The sequence below is a fragment of the Bradyrhizobium sp. Gha genome, assembly GCF_900113735.1.
In the GTDB taxonomy this organism is placed as follows: domain Bacteria; phylum Pseudomonadota; class Alphaproteobacteria; order Rhizobiales; family Xanthobacteraceae; genus Bradyrhizobium.
Genome location: NZ_FOQM01000006.1, coordinates 220527 through 244869, shown reverse-complemented (window position 1 = coordinate 244869; position 24343 = coordinate 220527). Strand labels below are relative to the sequence as shown.

Below are 24343 nucleotides of genomic sequence, written 5' to 3'. Positions count from 1 at the left end.
CATCGAGACCCATGCCCGGCCGGAGACGAGCTTCAAGGACAAGGTCCCGCTGCTCCAGGTCGAGAATGTCAGCGTCCATTACGGCAAGGCGCAGGCGCTGGAGAATGTCTCGATCCATATCCATGAGGGCGAGTTCGTCTCCATCGTCGGCCTCAACGGCGCCGGCAAGACCACGCTGTTCAACACCATCTCCGGGTTCCTGCCCTACACCGGTGAAATCGTGCGCGGCGGCGAGAAGCTGCGCGGCACGAGCCCCGCCAAGATCGCGCGCAGCGGCCTCGTTCAGTGCCCTGAATCGCGCGAGCTGTTCGGCGAGATGAGCGTACGCGAAAATCTCGATCTGGGCGGCCAGCATCTCGATGACGACGCAAGGGCGAAGCAGCTCGCCTGGTTGTTCGAGCTGTTCCCGATCCTCAGGGAACGCCAGGGCCAGATGGCGCAGACGCTGTCCGGCGGCGAGCAGCAGATGCTTGCAATCGGCCGCGCACTGATGATGCAGCCGCAGATCCTGATCCTGGACGAGCCGACGCTGGGGCTCGCGCCTGTCATCCTCGAACTGTTGTCCAAGGCGCTCACGAGGCTGCGGCAGACCACGTCGATCACCGTGCTGCTCGGCGAGCAAAACGTCACCTTCGCGCTGCCGCACGCCGACCGCGTCTATGTGCTGGAGCACGCACGGATCGTCTGGGAGGGCGATCCCGGCCGCTTCGCCGCGGAGGCCGGCGCCGATTTTCTCTAATTCGCGTATCAACAACAGAAAAACGCAGGAAAACAAAGAAAGGGAAACGACCATGCGATCATCGACGGCTCTGGGTTCTGCCCTCCTCACCTCCGCGCTGGCGCTGTGCCTCGCCGCTCCCGCCTACGCGGAGTCGAACGATCCGATCAAGATCGGCGTCATCGCCGAGGTGCAGTCGATCGCGGGGGCTGCGACGCCGGGCGGCGCACAGATCGCCGCCGACGAGATCAACGCCAAGGGCGGCATTCTCGGCCGCAAGGTCGAGATCGTCACCTACGACAACAAGAGTTCTTCGGCCGACTCGGTCCGCGCGTTCCAGCGCGCGGTGAGCGAGGACAAGGTCTCGGCGGTGATCGCGAGCTACATTTCCGAAGTCGTGCTGGCGCTGGAGCCCTGGGCCGCGCGGCTGAAGATGCCGCTGATCACGCCGGGCGCCGCCTCGAACGAGATCACCAAGGCTGTTCACAACGACTACGAGAAGAACAAGTACACCTTCCACGGCTACCTGACCTCGGCCGCGCAAGCGCAGCTCGTCTGCGACGCCGCCAAGGACCTGCTCGTCGACAAGATGCACATGAAGACGGTCGCGATCATGAGCGAGGACGCCGCCTGGACCAAGCCGCTCGATGTCGGCTACGAGGCCTGCCTGCCCAAGGCGGGCTTGAAGGTCGTCGAGCACGTGCGCTTCTCGCCAGATACCACCGACTTCACGCCGATCTTCAACAACATGGAGGCCAAGAAGCCCGACGTGATCGTGACGGGCATCTCGCATGTCGGCGTGCAGCCGACGGTGCAGTGGAAGAACCAGCAGGTGCCGATCCCGATGTTCGGCATCAGCGCGCAGGCGCTGAGCCCGACCTTCTGGAAGGACACCAATGGCGCGGCCGACGGCGTGCCGTCGCTGGCAGTCGCAACGCCCGATGTTGCCGTCACCTCCAAGACGAAACCGTTCGCCGCCGCCTTCAAGGCCAAGTTCGGCACGCCGCCGGCCTATACCGGCTACACCGCCTATGACGACGTCTACATCATCACCGACGCCATCAAGCGCGCCGGCTCGACCGATCCGGACAAGATGGTCGCGGAGATGGAGAAGACCAATTTCGAGGGCACGATCGGCCAGATCCAGTTCTACGGCAAGGACGACGAATTCACCCACGGCATCAAGTCCGGTCCGGGCGCAGTGACCGGCCTCGTGTTCCAGTGGCAGGACGAGAAGCAGGTCGTGGTCTGGCCCGAGAAGATCGCGGAAGGCAAGCTGAAGTTTCCGAACTTCGTGAAGCTGTCGCAATAAGCAGCGGAAGGGCGGCTCCGCAAGCGAGGGATGCCCGGGCCTGGCCCGGGCATTTCGTTTTGCACGCTTAGCCGAGCACTCTTGCAAATTCGGCAAGGTCGATCAAAGTAAGGACCGGCACGCAGGCGGCTTTCAAGAATCTGCGGCCATCACGGAGGACGCATGCTCCCCTATGTCGCCCACGATCCTCGCTTCGAGCGGCTGGTCATCGGCCATGTCAATCTCGAAAAGCTTTTCACCGGTTGCCGCTGGGCCGAAGGCCCCGCCTACTTTCCGGCTGGGCGCTACCTGATCTGGTCCGACATTCCGAACAACCGGATGATGCGCTTCGACGAGACCGACGGCTCCGTGTCGGTGTTCCGCGCGCCGAGCTTCAATTCCAACGGCAACACCACCGATCGACAAGGACGGCTGGTCAGTTGTGAACACTTCATGCGGCGCGTCAGTCGGACCGAGCACGACGGCTCGATCACCGTGCTGGCCGACGCGTTCGAGGGCCGCCGGCTGAATTCGCCCAATGATGCCGTGGTCAAATCGGACAATTCGATCTGGTTCTCCGATCCGACCTACGGCATCGACAGCGACTATGAGGGGCAGCAAAGCCCGTCCGAGATCGGTGCCTCCAACGTCTACCGGATCGACGGCGTCTCCGGCGCCATCACGCGCGTCGTCTCCGACCGGGTGCAGCCCAACGGGCTCGCCTTCTCGCCTGATGAAACCAGGCTCTACGTCGCCGACACCGGCGCAACGCATGTGCGCGGTCTGCCGCCGACGATCTGGTCTTACGAGGTGAAAGGACAGACCGTCGGGGAAGCCTCGCTGTTCGCCACTTGCCCGGACGGGCTCTATGACGGCTTCCGCGTCGACATCCACGGCAATATCTGGACCTCGGCGGGCCGCAGCGTGTTCTGCTATGCGCCCGACGGCGCCCATCTCGGCACGGTCCCGATCGGCGAGATCGTCGCCAACGTCTGCTTCGGCGGCCCGCGCCGCAACCGCCTCTACATCTGCGGACAGACCTCGCTGTATTCGATCTATCTCAACACGCGTGCGGCGGTTTAAGGACGTGCTCGCGGTGGCGCGTCAACTCGTAACGCGCTCACCGCGGCCGTAGACCAGCAGCATGAAGATGATGACGAGGCCGTAGATCACCTGGCGGCCGGCCTCCGGCATGTCCATGATCGACAGCACGCTGTTGAGCAGCACGATCAGCACGACGCCGATCAGCGTGCCGAGATAGCGGCCCCGGCCGCCGAGGATATTGGTGCCGCCGATCACCACCGCCGCGATCGACGGCAGCAGATAGGCATCTCCCATGCCCTGATAGGCCTTGGTGGAGTAGCCGGCGAGCAGCACGCCGGCGAGCGCGGCGGCGACGCCGCAGAGGACGAAGCAGATCACGGTGATGCGGCGGGTATCGACGCCGGCGAGATACGCAGCCGCCTCCTTGTTGCCGATGGCGTAGACGTAACGGCCGAGCGCCGTGCGCTGGAGCACGATCGTGACAAGCACCGACACGGCGGCCCAGACGAACAGGGCGTTGGGAATGCCGAGCGTGCGATCGCCGGCGAGCATCCGCATCAGATCGGTGGCGGCGGTCTGCGGCGCATAACCGCCCGTGTGGGCCACCATCAGGCCGCGCATCACCGCGTTGACGCCGAGGGTGAAGATCATCGAGGGCACGCGCAGATACGCAACTCCGATGCCGTTGATCAGACCGACCAGAAGGCCGATGCCGAGCCCGACCGGAATGGCGAGCGGTCCGCCGATCGACGTCGCCATCATGGCGGCCGCGGCGAGCGTCCAGGGCACCGACAGATCGATCTGCGCGATCAGGATCACCATCATCATCCCGGCGGCGACGATGCCGAGGAAGGCGCCGATCTGAAGCTGCTGCAGCAAATAGGTCGGCGACAACAACGGTGCGCTGCCGAAGCGGGCAAAGGTATAGACCGTGCCGGCAACCAGGATGACGAGGATGAACAGGGCCGCGATCAGGATCGGCCGGTCGTCGCGTGAGAGACTGAGAGAGGCCGAACTCATCGAAACAGCTCCAACGTATTCTTGACGCGCAGGACCCCGAGCGCGCCGATGCTGACCGCCGCCAGCAGGATCAGGCCCTCGAACAGTGGTTGCAGCAGCGGCGCGATGTCGAAGATGCGGAAGAAGAACGAGATGACGCGCAGCACCATGGCGCCGAAGATCGAGCCGATCGCGCTGCCGGTCCCGCCCAGCAGCGACGTGCCGCCGATCACGACGGAGGCGATCGAGTTGAGCGTGTAGGCGCCGGCTTGCGGGATGTCGGCATTGCCCGAGGAGGTCTGGATGGCGAGGAACAGGCCGCCGCAGCCGGCGAAGAAACCGGCGAGCGTGAAGGCCGCGATCTTGGCGCGGTCGATCGGCAGGCCCGACATGTAGGCGGCGCCTTCGGCCGAGCCGACCGCATAGACGGCGCGGCCAAGCACGGAGCGGCGGAACGGCACCCAGACCAGTAGCGCGATCAGGATCAGCAGCACGAAGGGCACCGGAATCCAGGCGACCGGCGCAAACCAGCTTGCCGCGCCGTCATCGAAGATGTGGACCGTCGCCGCGAAATCTCCGAGCGAATTGGTCATCGCCCAGTTGAGATCCTCGTCGATCTTGCCGCCCGGCGTCGGCCGCAGGAACAGCGCGATGCCGATATAAACAGCGCCGGTCGCGAGCGTCGCGATGATCGGCTGGATGCGTCCATAGACGACGATGCAGCCATTGATGAAACCGGCCAGCGTGCCAATGGCAAGACACACAGCGATGCCAAGCAGGATACCGCTGACGCCGCCGGGAAACGTCCCCAGACCGAGATGCAGGCCGAAGATCTCGAGATGCAGCGGGGTGCCGTCCGCCACGCCGGTGAGCAGATAGCTCGCGAAACAGCCCACCATGGTCATGACGGCGCCCACGGAGAGATCCAGCCCCGATGCCAGCACCGGCACGGTCTGGGCCATAGCCAGCATGGCGAGCGCAAAGATCTCGTCGCCGTTCTGCACCAGAACCGCCGACGAGAAACCCTTGGGGTGAGCGAAATTGTAGAGCAGATAGAGGACCGCGAACAACAGGACGGCCGTGACGATGCCGATGTTCTGGCGAAACCGGATGGCGACATCGTCAAGCATGGGCGGCTCCGGAGCTCTCCGGCGTCGCGCCGTCGATATTCAGCGCGCTCGCGATGATATTGGTCTCGGTGAGGTCGTCGCCTTCAAGCTCGCGCACGATGCGACCGTCATACATGATCGCCACCCGGTTGCAGCAGCCAATGAGTTCATCATAGTCGGTCGAGTAGAACAGGATGGCGGCGCCCTGGTCGGCGAGCTCGCGCATCAGCCGGTAAAGCTCCTGCTTGGTGCCGACGTCGATGCCGCGGGTGGGGTCGTTGAGCAGAATGAGCTTGGGGTCGGTCATCAGCCATTTGGCGAGAACGACCTTCTGCTGGTTACCGCCTGACAGCGTGGATACCGCATCGCCCGGCGCGCCGATCTTGATTTGCAGCCGCGCGATGGCGCGCTTGATCGCCTCGTTCTCGCGCGCGCGGTCGACCAGAGGTCCCTTCGAGATCGCGTCGAGCGAGGCGATCACCAGATTGTCGGCGATCGACATCGGCAACATCAGGCCTTCGGTCTTGCGATCCTCCGGCACCAGCGCGATACCGACCGATTTCGCCGCGGCCGGGGACGCTGGACGCACCTCGCGGCCTTCGACGGTGATTTGGCCTGAGACACCGCGCAGCACGCCGAACAGCGCCAGCAGCAGCGATTTCTGTCCCTGGCCATCGAGCCCGCCGAGGCCGACGATCTCGCCGGCGCCGACGCGAAGCGAGATCTGATGGAGGTGCCGGTCCCAGCTCAGATTCTCGATATCAAGCACCGGCTTCGGCGTTTCCCGCGCAGGCTTGGGCGGATATTGGGCCGCGATGTCGCGCCCGATCATGAGCTGAACGATATCGGCGGTCGAGCGCTTGCCCTTGTCGAAGGTCTCGATATGGCGTCCGTTGCGGAACACGGAGGCGCGGTCGGCAAGCGCCTCGACCTCGTGCATCCGGTGCGAGATGTAGAGGATGGCGACCCCCTCGGCCTTGAGCCGCGCCAGCATGGCGTACACCTTCTCGACATCCGCGCTGGTGAGGGCCGACGTGGCTTCGTCGAGGATCAAAAGCTGTGGCTTCTTGCCGAGGGCCTTGGCGATCTCCACCACCTGCCGCCGCGACAGCGGCAGGTCGCGCACGCGCATCAGGGGGTTGACGTCCTCGCAACCGATCTCGGCCAGCAGCTGCTCGGCGCGGCGGCGCTGCGCCCGTGCGTCGATGAGACCGAAGCGGCGCGGCGGCGACGCGATCGAGATGTTGTCCGCGACCGAGAGGTCGGGCATCAGCGACAATTCCTGAAAAATGCAGACGACGCCGGCTGCATTGGCCGCCGACGGCGTCGCGAAGCTGACATCGCGACCATCCAGCCGCATGGTGCCCGTATCGGGCTGGACCACGCCGGCGATGATCTTGATCAGCGTCGACTTGCCGGCGCCATTCTCGCCAAGCACCGCGTGGATCTTGCCGCGCTCGCAGGCGAAGTCGACGCCTTCGAGCGCGCGCACGCCGGCGTAACGCTTGGAAATTCCGGACAGGGTGAGGAAGGCAGATTGACTCGGGATCGCGTCTGGCATGACGGGCTCACGCAGCGGCGGCCCGGCAAAGGCCGGGCCGCAACCGTGACATCAGAGGTCGGCTCACTGGGTGTTCTTTTCGCTCTGCGACATGATCTCCGGCGCCGTGAAGTTGACGCCACAGGGCGTGAACTGGTTCGGCGCGAAGAAGTTGGCGTTGAGATCCGGCCAGTAATTGACGCCGGGCTTAAGGTCCTTGTAGGTCGCGACCGGGATCGGGATCGAGATCAGCTGCGGCATGACATTGCCTTGCAACGCGGAGATCGCCGCCTTGGTGGCGATGGCGACCAGCGCCGGAGACTGTCCGTAGGACATGCCTTTGAGCCCGTCCTTGGCGTGATCGGCGATCTGCTTGCGGTACTCGTTCTCGCCCTCACCCGACATCGGAACGAAGGGGTGCTTAGCCGCCATCATCGCCTGGACCGTGCCATCGGAGCCGCCCTGCGTGAACACGCCGTCGAAATGGCCATGCACCGCGAGCGCGTCCGCGGTCACTTTCTGGGACGTGCCGGTGTCCCAATTGCCGACCACTTCCGTGATCTTGAAGCTGTTGCCCGGCGCTTCCATGACTTCGCGGAAACCGAGATGGCGGTCACGGTCGACCGAGTTGCCCGGCAGGCCGCGGACCTCGAGGATGTCGCCGCTCTTCTTGCCGCTCTCATCCATCAGCCACTTCGCCGACATGCGGCCCATCTCCTTCTGGTCCTCGTTGACCATCATCACCTTGTCGGTGTCGAGGACGTTGTCGAAGGGCACCACGACGACATTGTTCTTGTCGGCGAGGCGGATGATGCGGTCGAAGCCGTCAGGAGCGACCGCGATGGTGACGATGGCGTCAAAGCCCTGATTGATGAAGTCCTCCATCGCGCCGAGTTGCGCTGCAACATCGGTGCCGGTCGAGACGACCTTGAACTCCTTGATGTTCTCCTTGATGCCCGGCTGCGCGGCAAAGGCCTTTGCGGTCTTCACCATCTGGATGCGCCAGGTGTTGCCGACGAAGCCGTTGACGAGCGCGATCTTGTAGGGACCGGGCTTCTTGTCCCACTGGAAGAACTTGGTTTGGGACGACCATGGCTTGAAGCACCCGGGATCGGCACCCGGTCCGGAAACGACCTTGGGCCCTGCGAGGGCGCTGACCGAGGACAGCAACAGGCCAACGCAAGCGAGCCCCGTCAAACGAAGCGTCCATACCATATCACTTCTCCTGAGCTTTTGTTTTCCACCCTTAACGTGGCACGATGGCCAAGCCGGGAATTGGGCTTCCCGTGCAATTTACCGCACTAGGATGGCACGCAACCTCGGATGCGCACAAGCCGGATGCCGGCCATGGGTCCTGTCCCGCCGCGAATGCGTGAAGCAAAATCATCACAATTGCGGGAGACGATGTGGCGCCGCGGCGAGGCCGAAATATACGCGCGACAAGCAGATGTTCGCGTCCGGCCCGATGCAGTGCAATCGAATGATTGCGAACCAAAGACCGGCGCAGCGCAAAAAGAATGATACTCAGGGAAAAATGCCGGCGCGATCGTGGTCGGCCGCGCGTCCGAATTGCCTGGTGCGGCGCATGTTGACTTTCATGCACGCCCTTCAAATACTCACGAAAAACAGTCGCAAACGACTGAGCGGAGGGAGAGATAGGATGCCGACTTCACGCAGGCAGCTGCTGAAGGGTACGGCGGCTGCCGCCGCCACACTCAGCATCGATTGGACCCGGGCCCAGGCGCAGGCCGAGAATTTGCGGATCGGACTGATCTACGACCTCACCGGACCGTTCGCCGCGGGCGGCTCGGTCGCCTCCTCGGTCGGCGCGCAGATCGCCATCGATCTCGTCAACGAGAAGGGCGGCATCGGCGGCAAGACCAAGATCGTGCCCGTCCCCGCCGACTCCCAGAGCAAGGCCGACGTCGCCATCAACGAGGCCGAGCGCCTGATCAGCCAGGAGAAGATCGACATCATCAACGGCGTCTATTCCAGCGCGCATGCCGTACCGATGGCGGCGAAGGTCGAGCAGCAGAAGAAGATCCTCTGGATCACGACCGCAGTGTCGACCGCCGTGTTCAAGGACAAGAACCTGCAATATGTCTTTCGCGCGCAGATCCACTCCGACCAGTACGGCCAGGCCTTTGCAGGCTTTCTCGCCGAGCACGCCAAGGGCAAGCTCGGCATGGAGCCGAAGGACGTCAAGGTCGCACTGATCCATGAGGACGGCCCCTATGGGGTCGGTGTCGCCGCCGCCGACGAGGCCTATGCCAAGGAGGCCGGCATCCAGGTGGCGCTGCGCGAAGGCTATTCGGCCTCAGCGCCCGATCTTTCGGTGCTCGTGACCAAGCTCAAGCGCGCCAAGGTCGACGTGATCTCGCACGCCGGCTACAACCCCGACATCACGCTCTTCCTGCGCCAGGCGCGCGAAAGCGGGCTTCGGTTCAAGATGCTGTTCGGCGCCGGCGCCGGCTACAGCCAGCTGGACAAGCTGCGCGCGACGTTTGGTCCCGACATCGACAATTTCTGCAACATCGATCCGGTGCCGGCACAGCTGCTGGATCCATCGAAGCTTGCGCCGGGCATGGGCGACCTGATCAAGACAATGGTGACGCGCTACCAGGCCAAGACCGGCGCGACCGACGTGCCGCCGCACTGTTCGATGGGTTTCAACCAGACCTGGGTGCTGCTGAACAACGTGCTGCCTGTCGCCAAGGAGAAGTACGGCAGCTTCGAACCGGAAGCCATTCGCAAGGCAGCGCTGGACGTCGACATCCCGCCCGGCGGAACCATCCAGGGCTACGGTGTGAAATTCTTTCCGCCGGGCACGCCGCTCTCTGGACAGAACGAACGTTCGACACCGGTGGTGATGCAGAATGCCGGCGAGCACATCTCCGTGGTGTGGCCGACCAACATCCGCACACAAGACCCCGTGTTTCCGCTGCCGAAGGGATCGACCTACGGGGCGTAGAGCTTCGCGCTGAAGTGGGATCTTCGACCACCAGCAACTCACGCTCGGTGCGACATAAAGTCTTTTTGAAACAAAAGCTTCCCAGAGTGTGAACTGGATAACTGGCACCCGCCTCGTTTCGTACGTATAAGCCGATCAGCCAATCGCGCCTGGTGTTGGCACAAACGGCAAACCGGCTCCGCATTTCGAAGCCGTCCAGCGCGGATCAGACATCTTCAGAAACGCGAATTCCAGAGATGGGGGTGACGATGCCCGCCATATTCGAACTGCTTTACAAGGAATTTTGCCGCGCCCGCCTTTCCGAAATGCGCAAGCAGCTTCTGCTCACGGGCAAACATCCCAAGCTCTTTCTGCCGGACGACGATCCCGCCGCCCCGGATGGGGTCGATCCGCAACAGGAAGCCGAATTGAAGCGCACGCGGGAATAATCTCGTCGCCGGTCAACAACGTCTTGAAACGCACTCCATCTGAGGAGGCAACGTTGAATACGCCAGAGGTCTATGCTGCGTCGATTGCCTGTCTGTCTTGCCTGACCATCGCGGTGATGATGGCTGTCGGAGCCTGGTAGTGCTCGCACTTTTCCTCTCCCTTTGACGGAGAGGGTGGCTCACGCCGCAAGCGTTAGCGGCGAGCTCGGAGCAATTTGGCTTCTTCTACAACACCACGCGCCGCCCCTCTTCTGCGGCCCAATAGCCGGCATAGTTGACCTTGATGGTGTCATAGGCAAGCGCGAGATCCGACAGCGGCTGGCGTCCGGTCGCGGCGCATTCCATGAAGTCCTGGATCTCCTGGAGATAGCCGCGCGTCCATTCCTCCTCCAGGCAGACATATTGCCATCCGGTTTTGCGGTCGACTTTTTCGGTGATGTAGACGGAGGCGAGCTTCTCCTCGGAGGTCTGGTAGCTCATCAGATGATTGTTCGGCGTGATGTTGGCGAACAACGAGCCGCCGGACGTATAGGTCTCGATCAGGTTGCGCACCCCGCCCATGATCATGTCGCCGGAGAGCACGGTGGCCTTGGTGCCGTCGGAAAATGTCGCCGTCAACGTGCCCCAATCCTCGACATCATCCGGATTGGCCTTGATGTAGGTGCGCTCCTCCGGCTCGAGGATGGCCGTGACGTTGCCGACATCGGCGGTGACGCTGGCGACGTGAATTTTCTCCCCTCGCGCGCGCGCCTCGACCTGCTTGAGATAGAGCACGGCAGAGAGCGGATGGCAGCCCATCCGGATCAGCGAGCCGCCGCCGGTCATCGCCCATTGCGCGGCATGCGCGGCGTGCGAGCCGGAATGACTCTCCTCACCCTTCATGAACAGGATTTTGTCTTTCGTCGCCTTGATGATTTCAGCTGTCTTGGTGACCGCCGGCGCATAGATCCAGTCCTCGGCATACATGAACAGTTTTCCGGTACGCTCGATCGCGGCACGCGTTGCGTTCATCTCCGCCATCAGGCGTTCATACATCAGCGCCTTTGGCACGTGCTTGCCGATCGGCTGCTTGTCGCCGTCCCGGCCGAAATAGCCGGCGAAAGGCTTTTCACAGATGACATGCTTGCCGGCCTGCATGGCCGCGACGATCATCTCGGCATGCAGATTTGGCGGCGTGCAGATGTCGACGACATCGAGTGCGCGGTCCGCAATCAGCTCCGCAAAGCTGCGATAGACGCGCGCGATGTTGTGACGGGCGGCAAATGAAACGACATGGTCGCCGCGCGCGGCGACCGCCGCAACCTCGACGTCCACGCCATAGACACGCCGGAACGCATACATGTGCAGCTCCGACACGAAGCCGCAGCCGACGAGTCCGATCCTGATCCTGGCCATGGCGCCCCCCGTTGCTTTGGAGGGCACTATAGCCCGAAGCCAGGGCTATTCCACCGAGACGCGCACCACGCCTGCGCTCATCATGCCGAGCGCGCGGGCGGCAGGCACCGAGAGATCGACGATGCGGCCGCGGATGAAGGGGCCGCGATCATTGACGCGGCATTGAATCGTCCGCCCGCTGTAGGACACCCTGAGAACGCTGCCGAACGGGCGCGTCCGGTGCGCGCAAGTCAACTCGCCGTTTTTCGCGGCCTTTCCATATCCATAGTAAGAGGCAAGTCCGCTTTCAGCGTGGGCGACGGAAAATGCAAAAAGCGAGAAACTGGTCAGACAAAACAACAAGCTCGGCTGCGCTCGCACGGCACCGCTCCGGGTTGGCTCTGCCCGATGCGGCAACGTTGGCCGGTTCCGGATGGTTCCGAGAACGTCGCCGGGCGATGCCCGGCGGGTCCATCACACATTGTTACTGCTTGTGAAAAACCAGCGTCCGCACCTCGATGCTCTCGCGCGGCGCAGCATCTGGCGGCGAGGTCGGATCGACGAAGGCCGTGTGCGGCCCAAAGCGCGTGCGGCCGTCCGTTGCGGAATCATAGCATTTCAGCAGCAGCGCTTCGTCGGCCGTCATCTCGGGGAAATAGAACCAGCGGTGATTGGGATTGTATTTCACCGAATAAGTCTCGCCGCGGCGATTGGGATAGATCAAGTCGGAGGCGACGAGATCCTCGGGCGCAACAGTCGTGCCATCGGCGACCGCGAGCGGTGAATCCCGCAATGGGCCGCGGATCGGCCGCCACAGATTGATCACCTGAACGCGGCCCTTGAGCAGCTCATCGGCCTCGTCAGGCAGATGCTCGCGCACGCGGTTTGCTCCGGACACGATGGTCTGATCGACATGGACCCGGGTTGCCGGCTGACGCGGGCCGCCTTCGCGAATATCAGGAGCGCCCTCGACGCGCTTGCGCACGGTATGATCGAAGATGACGACGCGATCGGCCTTCAGGATCGCGCGCAGGAAAGCCTCGACGGCGGGATAGTAGACCGCGCGAATTTCCTCGTCGTTGTAAAAGTCTTTCACAGACGTCGGATGGCGCACCAGCGCAAAGCCCTCGCGATCGAGCGAGAAGCTCCCGGCGATCAGCCGCGCGTCGAAGATCGGCACCCGATGCGGCTCCGGAAGAGATGTGCTCTTGGGCTCGCCCGGCGGCGGATCGAAAGCGTAGGTGCGCGGCTTGCCCGAGACTGGCGCGAGATAGTTGAGTTCAGCGGTGACGAAGGGAAGCGATTCGATTTTTGTTTCTTGCAGGCCCATGGCCGGTCTCCCGATGTGGTCGTCTGGATGATTTTTGACGCGATGAAGTCGGCCGCAAGGAAGGCGGTGCAAAAAGCAATGCGGGTGTCGTGGCGAGCCCGGAATGAAGAAGGAACGTTTCGCGGGAGCCGACTGCGTTGGAATGCGCTCCGTTCGCTTCACGGATGCTTGAGCGACTCGTGAGCTCTCGTGCCCCGAGCAGCGTGTCACGCAGTGGAGCGCTGCTGAGCCGGGGCCCGTCTCACCGCGAGCACACGACGGGGCATGTCCCGGCTCTGCGGAGCAGCGCTACGCGCCGCACCGCGTCCGGGACACAGGAGGGCCACTACAACTCCGCCTTCGCGATTGCATCCGCAAACGAACGGTCCACGATCTCGGCGGCATCCAGCTTCCGCTTGATCAGGCCCCAGCGGAGATAGAGATCGATCGTGCTCTGCTCGTCCGCCACCACGCCGTCGTCGATCGGCGCGATGCGTATTTTTGCACGCGAGAGCCAGTTTTGCGGGACTGATGTCGGGATGTTCATCAGCTTGCCCCAGGTCGCGGCGTAGCCGTCGACATTGTTGAGCGACCACGCGCGAGCCGCGGTGAGGCGGCGGATGAAGTCGGTCAGCTCCGCACGTTTGTCGCGGATCGCATCCGGCCGGGCCACCTGGAAGCTGAGGCCCGGCGTCAGGCCTTCCGAGGTGATGATGCGACGCGATTTGAACAGCACCTCCTCCTGGCTGACATAGGGCTCCCAGGTCGACCATGCATCGACCGCGCCTTGCGTGTAGGCGATCTTGGCATCCGACGGCGCCAGGAACGCGATCTCCACGTCTCGAGCATCCCAGCCGTTCTTGTCGAGCGCCGCGAGGATGAGCTGATGTCCGATCGAGCCGCGGCCGGTCGCAATCTTCTTGCCGCGGAGATCGGTAAAGGTTTTGACCGGCGAATTCTCGGGCACGAGAATCGCGAGCGCTTCGCCCGTCTGCCGGATGGCGGCGATCGCCTTCACCGGAGCGCCCGACGCGGCAGCGAAAGTGAAGGGCGCGTCGCCCACGAGCCCGGTCTCGATCGCTCCGGCGCTCAGCGCCTCCAGCAGTGGGGCTGCCGCAGGAAACTCCTTCCACTCGATCCTGTAGGGGACGTCCTTGAGCACGCCCGCGGCTTCCATCACCGCCTGCGCATTGCCCTTCTGGTCGCCGACGCGCAGCGTCGTCTGCGCGCGCACGAGATCAGCGCCCGCAAAGGCGAGCGCTGCTGCAACGATGAACCGGATCATTCCGCCGCGATCCCCCGCTGCTGGTCGCGGCCCGCGATCAGCCTGCGCGTCAGCGGGATCAGCTCGCGGCCGTAGTCGATCGCATCGGGAAGCGGGTCGAAGCCGCGGATCAGGAAGTGACTGACGCCGAGATCGTAGTAGTCGGCGAAGACCTCGGCGACCTGGTCGGGCGTGCCGACCAGCGCGGTGGTGTTGCTGTTGGCGCCGGTGAGCTTGGCGATCTCGGTCCACAGCCGCTTGTCGATGCGTCGGCCCTGCTCCGCCGCCGCGAGCAACCGCTTGGCGCCCTCGGTGGCGTGATTGGGCCGGCGATAGCCGGTCTGGTCCTGGAGCGCGGTGGCACGCTCGAGGATCGCCTCGGCCTTCTTCCAGGCGGCCTCCTCGGTGTCGGCCAGGATCGGCCGCACCGAGAGGCTGAAGCGTGGCGCCGGCCGTCCGTGCCTGGCGGCCGCCGCGCGGACCCGGGCCGTGACGTCGCGCACCTGCGCATAGGATTCGCCCCACAGCGCAAACGTATCGGCATGCTTGCCCGACACCTCGATCGCGGCATCCGAGCCGCCGCCGACGAAGGTGTAGATGCCACCCTTCTGGAGCGGCTTCACCTGGGAGAAGCCGTTCTCGACGGTGTAATACTTGCCGCTGTAATTGAACGGCTTCTCGCTGGTCCATTCCAGCCTGACAACGTCGAGGAATTCGCTGGTGCGGGCGTAGCGCTCGTCCTTGTCGTCGAGCGTGTTGCCGTCCTGGCGCAGCTCGGTGGCGTTGCCGCCGGTGATGACGTGCAGCGAGACGCGGCCGCCATAGAGTTGATCGAGCGTGGCGAGCTGGCGCGCCAGCAGCGTCGGCGCTGTGAAGCCCGGCCGCTGCGCGATCATGACCTTCAGCTCTTTCGTGATGGTCAGCACGTGCTGGGCGATCTGGAGCGCATCCGGCGTGGTCGAATGGAACGCCAGCAGCGCGCGGTCGAAACCGGCGAGCTCATGCGCCTTCGCCACCGTCTCGATGTAGTGCGGATCGAGGATCGGCCCCTGACGCACGATGGTCTCCGAAGCGTTGCTGTTGGCGATAAAGCCGATGAACTCGACCGACATGATGGTCTCCCTGTTGATTGCCTAAAGTCCCAACGCGGCACGGCCGAGCCCGCTGCGCGTGGCGTCGTCCTGCGGCGTATGCACGCGTCCGCACAGGACATCGCGATAGTGCCGCTCCAGCGGATTGGCGCGGCTGAGACCGTGATTGCCGCTCAGCGACAAGGCGTCCTCGACCACGGCGAGCGCATTGTTGGTCACGGTCAGCTTGACGACGTTGGATTCGGCGGCGGAGAGATCGACACCGTCGTCGAAGTCGCGGGCGAACGTATCCAGCAGCCGTGCATTGACCGCGAGCCTGGCCTCGATGGCGCCGAGGATCTCCTGCGCGCGCGGCAGGGTTGCAAGTGGCGCGCCGAGGTTCGCGGGAACGCGTTGCTTGAGGAACTGGACGAACCAGTCGCGCGCTGCGCGGGCCACACCGTCATAGATTGCGGCGACGAAGACCGTGTGCACGGTCGCCTGGGCGACATCGGGCGCACGCCAGTCGGCGGGCTTGCGGACATCGACCTCGGCGTCGAGCGGGATCACCACGTCGTCGAAGATGACGTCGTGGCTGCCGCTGGCGCGCAGGCCGTGATGATCCCACGTCTCGACGATGCGCGTGCCCGGCAAACCGGCCGGAACCAAGAACTGGCCCACGCGCGGCTCGGCATCGTCCGTCCGGGCCCAGACCAGATACCATTTCAGGATCGGCGCGCCCGTCGAATAGATCTTGTGGCCGGAAAGACGCCAGCCGGTCTCGGTGCGGCGCGCGATCGTCGCCGGCAGACCGCCGCGTGACGGCGAACCGAGCTCGGGCTCAACGCGGAGTGCGTTGATGAGCGCGAGGCCCTCGACGCTCTCGCGCGCGAGCTTGCGCGACAGCCGCGCCGGCCAGGTCGGACTCCGCGCCATCACCAGATGGTTGATGTAATGCATCGACAGTACCAGCGCCGTCGACGGATCGGCCTTGCCGATGATGCCGAGGACACGCGCGGTATATCGTGCGCCCGCGCCGGCCCCGCCGACAGCGGCCGGGACCGTCAGCGAGAGCAGGCCCGCTTCGGACAGCTCACGAAAGTTCTCGAATGGAAAGCTGCCGGCGCGATCATGCTCGGCCGCCCGCGCGGCGAAGCGCGGCGCCAGCGCCTCGGCGCGCGCGATATAATCCGGCTCGCCATGCGCCATCCGTCCTCGAGCTACAGAAGTCACCATGTGGCGTCCAACCCCAACAGGCCAAGAATCTGGCGGCGCAGATCGGCGAGATACGGATCGCCGCGATGACGCGGATAGGGCCGGTCGACCCGGATATCGGCCTTCACCCGCGCGGGACGCTCGCTGAAGACGATGACGCGGTTGGCGAGCACCAACGCCTCCTCGGCATCATGCGTGACGAGAAGCGTTGTAAAGCCCTTGCGCTGCCACAGCGACACCAGCTCGGCCTGCATCGTGATGCGGGTGAGCGAGTCGAGCTTGCCCAGCGGCTCGTCGAGAACGAGGATCTTGGGATCGTTGACCAGCGCGCGCGCCAGCGCCACGCGCTGCGCCATGCCGCCGGAGAGCTGCTGCGGATAGGCGTTGCGGAACGACGACAACCCGACGAGGTCGAGCGCATCGTCGACGCGCTGGCGCTGGCTCTTCAGGATGCCCTGCGCCTCCAGCCCGAGCGCGACATTGTCCCAGACCGTGCGCCAGGGAAACAGTGTCGGGTCCTGGAATACGACCACGCGTGACGGATGCGGCCTGACAATGCGGATCTCGTCTTCGCGCAAGGAGCCCGCCTTGGGCTTGTCGAGACCGGCGACCAGCCGCAGCAAGGTCGACTTGCCGCAGCCGGAGGGGCCGAGCAGCGCGACGAACTCGCCGGGCTCGACCGCGATGCTGACATCGCTGAGAACGGGGAGTTCGGCGCCATCGATGTCGAAGGCATGGCTGACCTGCTCGATGTCGAGCGCCGCGCCGGCAGCGTGATGTGTGGCCACTTCGGCCAGCGCGGCTACCATTTCACGGTCCCCTTCTGCCAGACCAGCAGGCGGTCGCGGACGGCAAACAGCAGCGTGATCGCGCCGGAGCAGAGCAACGACATCACGATCAGCGCGGCATACATGTTGGCGTAGGCCGCCCAGCCCTGCGCCCATTGCAGATACCAGCCGAGACCCGCCTTGACGCCGATCATCTCGGCGATGACGAGCAGGGCAAAGGAGGCACCGAGCCCCATGAACAGGCCGACGAAGACGTGCGGGAGTGCAGCGGGAATCGCCACCTTCAGCACCAGGAAAGACGGCTTGGCGCCCAGCGTGCGCGCAACGTCGTAATAGGCGCCGCTGACGCTCGCGACGCCGGACCAGGTCAGCACCGTAACCGGGAAGCCGGTCGCGAGCGCGATCAGGAAAGTCGAGGCGCTCCAGCTTGAGGGGAACGTGAAGAACGCGATCGGCAGCCAGGCCGTCGCCGGCAGCGGGCCGATGAAGCGCAGCACGGGATGCAACCAATAGCCGACGGCGCGCGACCAGCCGATCGAGACGCCGGTCAGGAAGCCGACCGTGGCGCCGATGATGTAACCGCCGAGCTGGAGCTTGACCGAGGCGAAGACGCTGTCGAGCAGCTTTGGCAGATCGTCCGTGTAGACCTCGATGATCGCCTGAGGCGGCGGAAAGAACGGCAGCGGCAGCCAGGCGAATTTTGCGGTTGCGACCTCCCAGAGCGTGAGAAAGACACCGAGCACGATCAGCCAGGGTGCGCGCTGGCGCAAGGCACGCCCTGTGTAGCCGAGATAGTCGGCCCCGACAGTCCCGAACAATGCGGTCGCGGCGATGACGAAGGCGGCGATGCCGAGGGAGTGCGTGCGCGAGAGGCGATCCAGGCGACGCTGGCGGCCACGCCCACGCCGGAATCCCGTAGCCACGTCGCAAGCAGCGGCGCGCGCGAAAGGCGCGGCGCGCCGGATGCGAGGCCGTCAGACAGAGAATACGTCGACATAGATGCGCTCCGCGAATTTGGTCGTATCGGTGCTCTGCTTGAAGACCTGCACGCTCTTGAGATCGTCGGCATAGGCCTTCAATTCGCGCTTCAGCACCTCACCGGTGGGATGATGATGGTGGGTGTGGTAGCGCACCATGCCCTCGATGTCGGCAAGCGTTGCCGCCTTCGGCGCATAGGGCTGGAACGATTTTGCGGCTACGGCCGGGTTTTGCGAGGTGAACATCGCCGCGTCGAGCAGCGCCTGGGTGATCGCGCGCGCGACTTGAGGTTCTTCGCGAACCAGCGAGCCGCGCAAGCCCACGATGCAGCAGCTCTTGTCGCGATAATCGCCGTCGAGGTTGGAGGCGACCTCCCTGTATTGAGAGTCCCTCAGCCAGAGATAGGCGAGCGGATCGGACGACAGGAACGCCTGCACCTCGCCCTTCTCCACCGCGACGTTGAGGAGATTGCCGGGATAGGCACGCCAGTCGACATCCTTGTTCGGGTCGATGCCGAGCTTTGCGAGCTGGATCGAGAAGAAATTCTTGTCGGGACCAGCGAGGTCACCGACAGCGACGATCTTGCCCTTGAGATCGGCGAGCTTGACCACGCCGGAATCGGCGCGGCTGAGCACGCGCATGCAGCCGCCATGGGTGCCCGCGGCGATCTTGACGTCAAACCCCTGCTCCAGCGGCTTCAACCAGCGCAGCGCCATGCCGAGACCGGCATCGCTCTTGCCGGTAGCGATCGCCTCGAGCAGCTGGTCGGTCGAGCCGGAATAGTTGACGAGCTCGACATCGAGATTCTGCTTCTGGAAGAAGCCGTGCTCGATCGCGACAGGCAGCGGCGCGAGACAGACCGCCCCGGCATTCCACGACAGTTTCAGCTTGCGCGGTGCACCTGACAGAACTGGACCGTCCGCAGCCGTCCGGCACAGCGGAAATTCCGAGAAATCGACGCCACGCGCGGGCGCCTGCGGAACGAAGGCCTGTGCGCCCAACGCGCCGAGCGGCGCGACAAAGGCCGCCGCCAATCCCGCCTGGAGCAAATTACGCCGGTCGAGGCTCGATCCCTTGCGCTTGTTGTCGTTGCCCATCAGCCCCACTCCTGAGTTGGCACGGCTCCGCCGTTGGCGCAACGCCTCGCATTGCGCATGTTCCGTACGGAGCTGCGTTGAGAGAATGTTTTTCGCAGACGGTTCCCGCGCCGTGTTGATGCGATGCCTAAATCATGCGGCGCACTCGCCGCATCGTCAATGAAATGGAATTTCGAATGTGGCGCGAAGCGAAGTCAATCTCTCCATTCGCGCGCACCGCAACGATGAAACGATTTCAACTGATGCATCATCCAGCAAACGCGCACCGCGGCTCTGCCGCTGCTTCATTGTTGCGCATCGACGGCCTTGCACGCCGCGCATTCTCGAAAGCGGCACCGCGCTGAAACGTCCTTGCTCGATGCGCGCGCAATACGGTTTGGCATTTCATTGACTGCGCATCGCGCGATCATAGACTTGATCGTCTCGCTGCATCACGCGCTCACCCGTCGTGAGCCAAAGTAACAAGCAAGATAGATCACATGAGCACCAACTCTTCAGACCATTCCATCTCGCGCCGGCTCGCAGCCTCGCTGCTTGCGGCTGCCATCACGCTCTCGACGGCCGCCGCATCGTTTGCAGCCGACACCATCGTGCTGCGTGTCGGCGACCAGAAGGGCGGCAACCGCTCGCTGCTGGAGATCTCCGGCTTTGCGAAGGACCTGCCCTACAGAATCGAATGGTCGGAATTCCCCGCGGCTGCTCCGATTCTCGAAGCGCTCAATGCCGGCGCACTCGACATCGGCTACACCGGCGATCTCTCGTTCCTCTCCGTCTATGCGGTCGGCGCGCCGATCAAGGCGATCGGCGGCACCAGATCGGATGCGAAGACGCAGGCCATTCTCGTTCGCCAGGATTCGCCGATCAAGTCCGCCGCCGACCTCAAGGGAAAACGTCTCGCCGGCACGCGCGGCGGCTGGGGTCAGTTCCTGATCGATGCGACCCTGGAGAAGGCGAACATCAAGCTCGAGGACGCGACCTTTGCACCGCTCGGTCCTGTCGATGCCAAGATCGCGCTGGTGGCGGGCTCAATCGACGCCTGGGCGGTGTGGGAGCCGTATGTCTCGTTCGCAACCTCAAGGGATAAGGCGCGCGTCATCGCCGACGGCGACGGCCTGACGCCGACCATCACTTTCATCGTCGCCACGGACAATGCCATCGCCAGCAAGCGTGCGGCTGTGCAGGACCTCGTGCAGCGGCTGAACAGGGCGCGGCTGTGGTCGCTTGATCACCTCGGTGAATACGCCAAAAGCACGGCCGAACTGACCAAGCTGCCCGAGGACGTGCTGCTCTCGGCCTATACCGCGCAACGCACCAGCCCGATCGTGATCGACGAGAGCGTGGTGAAGGAGGTCCAAGAAGCCTCCGACCGCTCGACGCGCTACGGCATCTTGCCGAAGACGCTCGACGTCAGCAAAGCCGTTGACCGCAGCTTCTCCGCCGCGGCCGCGGGCTCGAATTAGCGCGGGGGCGGCGCGGCGAGATGCGGGGGCCCCGCCTCAAGGCCGGCCCGCTGCATCTCGCCGCGATCGTGCTCGCGCATTTGGCCTGCATGAGCCTGATCGTGTGGCTGTCGCTCTAGCGCTCACCAATAATGGCGGTAGTACGGTCGATAGTAGGGCCGGTAGTAGCCATAGCGGTAACCGTAATACGGACGGTACGGCCGATAATACCCGGGATAGGCCGGCCCGTAACCGTAACCATAATAGGCCGGCGCATAACCATAGCCATAGCCGGGGTACCCGTAATACGGGCCGCCGCCATAATAGCCGTAAGGCGCGCCGGCGATGGCGCTGCCGATGAGCGCGCCGGCCGCGAACCCGCCGAGACCCCATCCCCAGCCACGACCACGCCAATAGACCTGCGTGACGTCATCGCCGGCCGCGGTCTTCATGGTCGCCACATTGGTCGGCATCGGCGCCGCTGCCGCCTGCCCGATTTGGCCGGCCACGACCCCGACCGTGAGCGAGCAGGCAACTGCCATTTTCCAGATACTCATCGTCTTACTCCCTGTCTGACGCTTCGTTCGGAAGAGCATCGCAAGCCATGATCAGGCATTCTTGCGCCAGATCAAAGCGCGGAATCAAAGGCGCGAATTTCGCGTGCAGCGCACAAGACGGCCCCGCGCATGCCTTCAACCCGCGCATGCCTTCAACATGGCCGGCGGACGACAGCGCCCTGGCCCGCGCGCCACGGCAAAGCGTTAAGCTTCCCATGCGTTCGCAACCAACAAGCACCTTCCCGATTACCTATTCGTACCGTTACTATCGGTTCCAATGGCGCGCGGCCGGAAGGCACTTCGCGAAGGCCTTGGTTTGCGCCAGAATTTGGCTTGCGCCTGACGAGTGGGAGGATGACATGAGTGCCGCCGGAAATGAGCCGCTTGCCCGCCAGGCTTTGGCGTTTGTCCTTGCGGGCGGACGTGGCAGTCGGCTGCTGGAGTTGACCGACCGGCGCGCCAAGCCCGCGGTCTATTTCGGCGGCAAGTCCCGCATCATCGATTTCGCGCTCTCGAACGCCGTGAACTCGGGCATCCGCCGCATCGCGGTCGCCACCCAGTACAAGGCGCACAGCCTGATCCGGCATCTCCAGATGGGCTGGAACTTCTTCCGCCCCGAGCGCAACGAGAGCTTCGACATCCTGCCGGCAAGCCAGCGCGTCTCGGAGAGCATGTGGTATGTCGGCACGGCGGATGCGATCTACCAGAACATCGACATCATCGAGTCTCACGCCTGCCGCTTCATCGTGGTGCTCGCCGGCGACCATATCTACAAGATGGACTACGAAGTCATGCTGCGGCAGCACGTCGACAGTGGCGCCGACGTCACGGTCGGCTGTCTCGAAATGCCGCGTGAGGAATCCTCCGGCTTCGGCATCATGCATATCGATGAGAACGGCTGGATCCAGCAGTTCCTCGAGAAGCCCAAGGATCCGCCTCCGATGCCGGGCAAGCCTGACGTCTCGCTCGCCAGCATGGGTATCTATGTGTTCAACGCGAAATTCCTGTTCGATGAGCTCAAGCGCGACGCCGAGGACCCGAACTCGAACCACGATTTCGGCAAGGACATCATCCCCTACATCGTCAAGAACGGCCGCGCCATGGCGCATCAGTTCTCGACCTCCTGCGTGCGTTCGGGCAGCGATCCCCGCGCCTACTGGCGCGATGCCGGCACGGTGGATGCCTATTGGGCCGCCAATATCGACCTCACCGACGTGGTGCCGGAGCTCGATCTGTTCGACCGGGCCTGGCCGATCTGGTCCTATGCGGAGATCACGCCGCCGGCCAAGTTCGTCCACGACGAGGAGAGCCGGCGCGGCCAGGCCGTGAGCTCGCTGGTCTCGGGCGGCTGCATCATTTCCGGGGCGTCGCTGCGCCGCTCGCTGCTGTTCACCGGGGTGCGCATCAATTCCTATGCCAATGTCGAGAACGCCGTGATCATGCCTTACGTCAATGTCGGCCGCGGCGCGCGGCTGAAGAACGTTGTGATCGACCGCGGCGTCGAGATTCCCGAGGGGCTCGTCATCGGCGAGGACCCGGAATTCGATGCCAAGCGCTTCCGCACCACCGAACTGGGCATCTCGCTCGTCACCCAGCCGATGATCGACAGGCTCAATACATGACGCCTGTTCGCGTCCTCGCGGTCGCTTCTGAAGTCTATCCCATCATCAAGACCGGCGGTCTCGCTGACGTCGCCGGCGCGCTGCCGATTGCGCTGAAGGCGCACGGCGTCGAGATGCGGACCTTGATGCCGGGCTATCCTGACGTGATGCGGCTGCTGTCGGGCGCGGATGAGATCCGCAGCTGGCCGGATTATTTCGGCGGACCGGGCCGGCTGCTGGCAGGCTCGCGTGCCGGGCTCGATCTGTTCGTGCTCGACGTGCCGCATCTCTATGCACGGCCCGGCAATCCCTACGTCACTTCCGAGGGCGCGGACTGGCCCGACAACGGCGTGCGTTTCGCGGCGCTGTCGCGCGTCGCGGCCGATATCGGCCACGGGCTCGTCGCCAGCTTCGTCCCTGATCTCGTTCACGCCCATGACTGGCAGGCCGGACTTGCGCCGGCCTATCTGCACTACGACGGTGGGCGGCGGCCCGGTACGGTGATCACCATCCACAACATGGCCTATCAGGGCAAGTTCGACCGCGATCTCGCCAACGCGGTCGGCCTGCCCTGGAACGCCTCGTTCGACGTCCACGGCCTCGAATATTTCGGCGGCATCAGTTTTTTGAAGGCCGGCCTGCAACTCGCCGATCGCATCACCACGGTGTCGCCGACCTATGCGCGTGAAATCCAGAGCGATGAAGGCGGCATGGGGCTCGGCGGCCTGCTGCGCGAACGTGCAAGCGTGCTCAGCGGCATCCTGAACGGCATCGACATCGACGTGTGGAATCCGCAGACCGATCCACATATCGCCTATCGCTTCGGCGCGCAGGACCTCACGTTCCGTGCCGCGAACAAGGCGGTGCTTCAGCAGCAATTCAATCTCGATTCCTCGGACGAATCGCCGCTGCTCGGCGTCATCAGCCGGCTATCCTGGCAGAAGGGGCTCGACCTCCTGCTCGAGGCGATCCCGACAATCCTCGAGCACGGCATGCAGCTTGCGCTGCTCGGCAGCGGCGAGCGCGATCTCCAGGACCGCTTTCAGGCCGCAGCACGCGCCAATCCCGGGCGCATCGGGGTCCTGATCGGCTATGACGAGATTCTCGCCCACCTGATCCAGGCCGGATCCGATGCGCTGCTCGTGCCCTCGCGGTTCGAGCCATGCGGGCTCACCCAGCTCTGCGCCCTGCGCTACGGCGCCGTGCCCATCGTCTCCCGCGTGGGTGGCCTCGAGGATACGATCGTCGACATCGGCGAAGCAGGGCGTGACGCCACCGGTTTCAAATTCGGCCCGGTCACGGCCGACGCCCTCGCCGGCACGCTGCGCAAGGCAAAGGCCGCCTTCCACGACAAGGCGACCTGGCGACGGCTGCAAAGAAGCGGCCTCGCGACCGACGTCTCCTGGCGCAATCGCGCCGGTGAATATGCCGCGCTGTATCGTAGCCTGATGGCTGCCCGCGGCGTGTGAGGCCTTCTTCGCCTCTCCCATATGCGGCAGAGCAATCGCATGTGGATTTCACGAGGATCGTCTGCGGATTTGCTCGGCCTCT

Annotated in this window: 22 protein-coding genes and 1 pseudogene; 9 read left to right on the top strand and 14 right to left on the bottom strand. The window is 64.2% G+C overall.

Annotation, left to right across the window (positions count from 1 at the left end):
• From BM222_RS11745 to BM222_RS11735, 3 genes are all read left to right on the top strand, one after another.
• On the top strand, positions 1-739 hold a 739-nt coding region (locus BM222_RS11745), incomplete at its 5' end, for a branched-chain amino acid ABC transporter ATP-binding protein (RefSeq protein WP_143105939.1).
• 52 nt (positions 740-791) lie between these two features.
• Complete coding sequence (locus BM222_RS11740; RefSeq protein ID WP_092228417.1) at positions 792-2030, top strand: ABC transporter substrate-binding protein; 1239 nt, start codon at positions 792-794, stop codon at positions 2028-2030.
• A 162-nt stretch (positions 2031-2192) separates the two neighbouring features.
• Positions 2193-3092 carry an SMP-30/gluconolactonase/LRE family protein gene (locus BM222_RS11735; RefSeq protein ID WP_092228416.1) on the top strand — a complete coding sequence of 300 codons (900 nt, stop codon included), beginning with the start codon at positions 2193-2195 and terminating at the stop codon, positions 3090-3092.
• Between the two features lie 21 nt (positions 3093-3113).
• On the opposite strand, the gene BM222_RS11730 is transcribed toward BM222_RS11735, so the two are convergent.
• The 4 genes from BM222_RS11730 to BM222_RS11715 form a co-directional block, all read right to left on the bottom strand.
• Positions 3114-4073, bottom strand: a complete 960-nt coding sequence (locus tag BM222_RS11730; RefSeq protein WP_092228415.1) for an ABC transporter permease — start codon at positions 4071-4073, stop codon at positions 3114-3116.
• Positions 4070-5182, bottom strand: a complete 1113-nt coding sequence (locus BM222_RS11725) for an ABC transporter permease (protein ID WP_092228414.1) — start codon at positions 5180-5182, stop codon at positions 4070-4072. Before BM222_RS11725 ends, BM222_RS11730 begins: the two co-directional genes overlap by 4 nt.
• Positions 5175-6722, bottom strand: coding sequence for a sugar ABC transporter ATP-binding protein (locus tag BM222_RS11720; RefSeq protein WP_092228413.1), 1548 nt, complete (start codon positions 6720-6722; stop codon positions 5175-5177). The genes BM222_RS11725 and BM222_RS11720 overlap by 8 nt, the downstream gene beginning before the upstream one ends.
• 63 nt (positions 6723-6785) lie before the next feature.
• Positions 6786-7916: a sugar ABC transporter substrate-binding protein gene (locus tag BM222_RS11715; protein WP_092228412.1), complete on the bottom strand. Its 1131-nt coding sequence runs from the start codon at positions 7914-7916 to the stop codon at positions 6786-6788.
• Between the two features lie 445 nt (positions 7917-8361).
• On the opposite strand from BM222_RS11715, the gene BM222_RS11710 reads away from it, so the two are divergent.
• Both BM222_RS11710 and BM222_RS11705 read left to right on the top strand, forming a co-directional pair.
• The gene (locus tag BM222_RS11710) at positions 8362-9672 is read left to right on the top strand and encodes an ABC transporter substrate-binding protein (RefSeq protein ID WP_092228411.1); all 1311 of its coding nucleotides are present in this window, start codon (positions 8362-8364) and stop codon (positions 9670-9672) included.
• Between the two features lie 236 nt (positions 9673-9908).
• Entirely contained in the window at positions 9909-10100 is a 192-nt protein-coding gene (locus BM222_RS11705) for a hypothetical protein (RefSeq protein ID WP_092228410.1), read from the top strand.
• 225 nt (positions 10101-10325) lie between these two features.
• Here the strand turns inward: BM222_RS11705 and BM222_RS11700 are convergent, their stop codons facing one another.
• From BM222_RS11700 to BM222_RS11660, 9 genes and pseudogenes are all read right to left on the bottom strand, one after another.
• Entirely contained in the window at positions 10326-11495 is a 1170-nt protein-coding gene (locus tag BM222_RS11700; RefSeq protein WP_092228409.1) for a Gfo/Idh/MocA family protein, read from the bottom strand.
• Positions 11496-11540: 45 nt separating this feature from the next.
• Positions 11541-11855, bottom strand: coding sequence for a septal ring lytic transglycosylase RlpA family protein (locus BM222_RS11695; protein ID WP_092228408.1), 315 nt, complete (start codon positions 11853-11855; stop codon positions 11541-11543).
• 103 nt (positions 11856-11958) lie between these two features.
• A complete protein-coding gene (locus BM222_RS11690; protein ID WP_092228407.1) occupies positions 11959-12804 on the bottom strand; it encodes a CmcJ/NvfI family oxidoreductase in 846 nt (281 codons plus the stop codon).
• 325 nt (positions 12805-13129) lie between these two features.
• A complete protein-coding gene (locus BM222_RS11685; RefSeq protein ID WP_092228406.1) occupies positions 13130-14068 on the bottom strand; it encodes an ABC transporter substrate-binding protein in 939 nt (312 codons plus the stop codon).
• Positions 14065-15159: an LLM class flavin-dependent oxidoreductase gene (locus BM222_RS11680; protein WP_092228405.1), complete on the bottom strand. Its 1095-nt coding sequence runs from the start codon at positions 15157-15159 to the stop codon at positions 14065-14067. The genes BM222_RS11685 and BM222_RS11680 overlap by 4 nt, the downstream gene beginning before the upstream one ends.
• A gap of 21 nt (positions 15160-15180) precedes the next feature.
• Positions 15181-16353, bottom strand: a complete 1173-nt coding sequence (locus BM222_RS11675; RefSeq protein ID WP_092228404.1) for an acyl-CoA dehydrogenase family protein — start codon at positions 16351-16353, stop codon at positions 15181-15183.
• Entirely contained in the window at positions 16347-17141 is a 795-nt protein-coding gene (locus BM222_RS11670; protein WP_092228403.1) for an ABC transporter ATP-binding protein, read from the bottom strand. The genes BM222_RS11675 and BM222_RS11670 overlap by 7 nt, the downstream gene beginning before the upstream one ends.
• A pseudogene (locus tag BM222_RS11665) lies at positions 17135-18117 on the bottom strand (ABC transporter permease). Before BM222_RS11665 ends, BM222_RS11670 begins: the two are co-directional and overlap by 7 nt.
• On the bottom strand, positions 18095-19195 hold the full coding sequence (locus tag BM222_RS11660) for an ABC transporter substrate-binding protein (protein WP_092228402.1): 1101 nt from the start codon (positions 19193-19195) through the stop codon (positions 18095-18097). The pseudogene BM222_RS11665 and the gene BM222_RS11660 overlap by 23 nt, the downstream one beginning before the upstream one ends.
• Before the next feature lie 134 nt (positions 19196-19329).
• Here BM222_RS11660 and BM222_RS39940 point away from each other — a divergent pair, with 134 nt between their 5' ends.
• The gene (locus BM222_RS39940) at positions 19330-19539 is read left to right on the top strand and encodes a hypothetical protein (protein WP_143105938.1); all 210 of its coding nucleotides are present in this window, start codon (positions 19330-19332) and stop codon (positions 19537-19539) included.
• 135 nt (positions 19540-19674) lie between these two features.
• Positions 19675-20655, top strand: coding sequence for an ABC transporter substrate-binding protein (locus tag BM222_RS11655; protein WP_092228401.1), 981 nt, complete (start codon positions 19675-19677; stop codon positions 20653-20655).
• Between the two features lie 122 nt (positions 20656-20777).
• Here BM222_RS11655 and BM222_RS11650 read toward each other — a convergent pair whose 3' ends face one another.
• Complete coding sequence (locus BM222_RS11650; RefSeq protein WP_092228400.1) at positions 20778-21191, bottom strand: hypothetical protein; 414 nt, start codon at positions 21189-21191, stop codon at positions 20778-20780.
• A gap of 359 nt (positions 21192-21550) precedes the next feature.
• Here BM222_RS11650 and glgC point away from each other — a divergent pair, with 359 nt between their 5' ends.
• Both glgC and glgA read left to right on the top strand, forming a co-directional pair.
• Complete coding sequence (gene glgC, locus BM222_RS11645) at positions 21551-22813, top strand: glucose-1-phosphate adenylyltransferase (protein ID WP_092228399.1); 1263 nt, start codon at positions 21551-21553, stop codon at positions 22811-22813.
• Positions 22810-24261 (top strand): glycogen synthase GlgA, encoded by a 1452-nt coding sequence (glgA, locus tag BM222_RS11640; protein ID WP_092228398.1) that lies wholly within the window; start codon positions 22810-22812, stop codon positions 24259-24261. Before glgC ends, glgA begins: the two co-directional genes overlap by 4 nt.
• The last annotated feature ends 82 nt before the right edge of the window (positions 24262-24343 follow it).

Coding starts and splice junctions, on each gene's coding strand:
- BM222_RS11740 (WP_092228417.1), top strand. CDS start 792: ATGCGATCATCGACGGCTCTGGGTTCTGCCCTCCTCACCTCCGCGCTG.
- BM222_RS11735 (WP_092228416.1), top strand. CDS start 2,193: ATGCTCCCCTATGTCGCCCACGATCCTCGCTTCGAGCGGCTGGTCATC.
- BM222_RS11730 (WP_092228415.1), bottom strand. CDS start 4,073: ATGAGTTCGGCCTCTCTCAGTCTCTCACGCGACGACCGGCCGATCCTG.
- BM222_RS11725 (WP_092228414.1), bottom strand. CDS start 5,182: ATGCTTGACGATGTCGCCATCCGGTTTCGCCAGAACATCGGCATCGTC.
- BM222_RS11720 (WP_092228413.1), bottom strand. CDS start 6,722: ATGCCAGACGCGATCCCGAGTCAATCTGCCTTCCTCACCCTGTCCGGA.
- BM222_RS11715 (WP_092228412.1), bottom strand. CDS start 7,916: ATGGTATGGACGCTTCGTTTGACGGGGCTCGCTTGCGTTGGCCTGTTG.
- BM222_RS11710 (WP_092228411.1), top strand. CDS start 8,362: ATGCCGACTTCACGCAGGCAGCTGCTGAAGGGTACGGCGGCTGCCGCC.
- BM222_RS11705 (WP_092228410.1), top strand. CDS start 9,909: ATGGGGGTGACGATGCCCGCCATATTCGAACTGCTTTACAAGGAATTT.
- BM222_RS11700 (WP_092228409.1), bottom strand. CDS start 11,495: ATGGCCAGGATCAGGATCGGACTCGTCGGCTGCGGCTTCGTGTCGGAG.
- BM222_RS11690 (WP_092228407.1), bottom strand. CDS start 12,804: ATGGGCCTGCAAGAAACAAAAATCGAATCGCTTCCCTTCGTCACCGCT.
- BM222_RS11685 (WP_092228406.1), bottom strand. CDS start 14,068: ATGATCCGGTTCATCGTTGCAGCAGCGCTCGCCTTTGCGGGCGCTGAT.
- BM222_RS11680 (WP_092228405.1), bottom strand. CDS start 15,159: ATGTCGGTCGAGTTCATCGGCTTTATCGCCAACAGCAACGCTTCGGAG.
- BM222_RS11675 (WP_092228404.1), bottom strand. CDS start 16,353: ATGGTGACTTCTGTAGCTCGAGGACGGATGGCGCATGGCGAGCCGGAT.
- BM222_RS11670 (WP_092228403.1), bottom strand. CDS start 17,141: ATGGTAGCCGCGCTGGCCGAAGTGGCCACACATCACGCTGCCGGCGCG.
- BM222_RS11660 (WP_092228402.1), bottom strand. CDS start 19,195: ATGGGCAACGACAACAAGCGCAAGGGATCGAGCCTCGACCGGCGTAAT.
- BM222_RS39940 (WP_143105938.1), top strand. CDS start 19,330: ATGCGGCGCACTCGCCGCATCGTCAATGAAATGGAATTTCGAATGTGG.
- BM222_RS11655 (WP_092228401.1), top strand. CDS start 19,675: ATGAGCACCAACTCTTCAGACCATTCCATCTCGCGCCGGCTCGCAGCC.
- BM222_RS11650 (WP_092228400.1), bottom strand. CDS start 21,191: ATGAGTATCTGGAAAATGGCAGTTGCCTGCTCGCTCACGGTCGGGGTC.
- glgC (WP_092228399.1), top strand. CDS start 21,551: ATGAGTGCCGCCGGAAATGAGCCGCTTGCCCGCCAGGCTTTGGCGTTT.
- glgA (WP_092228398.1), top strand. CDS start 22,810: ATGACGCCTGTTCGCGTCCTCGCGGTCGCTTCTGAAGTCTATCCCATC.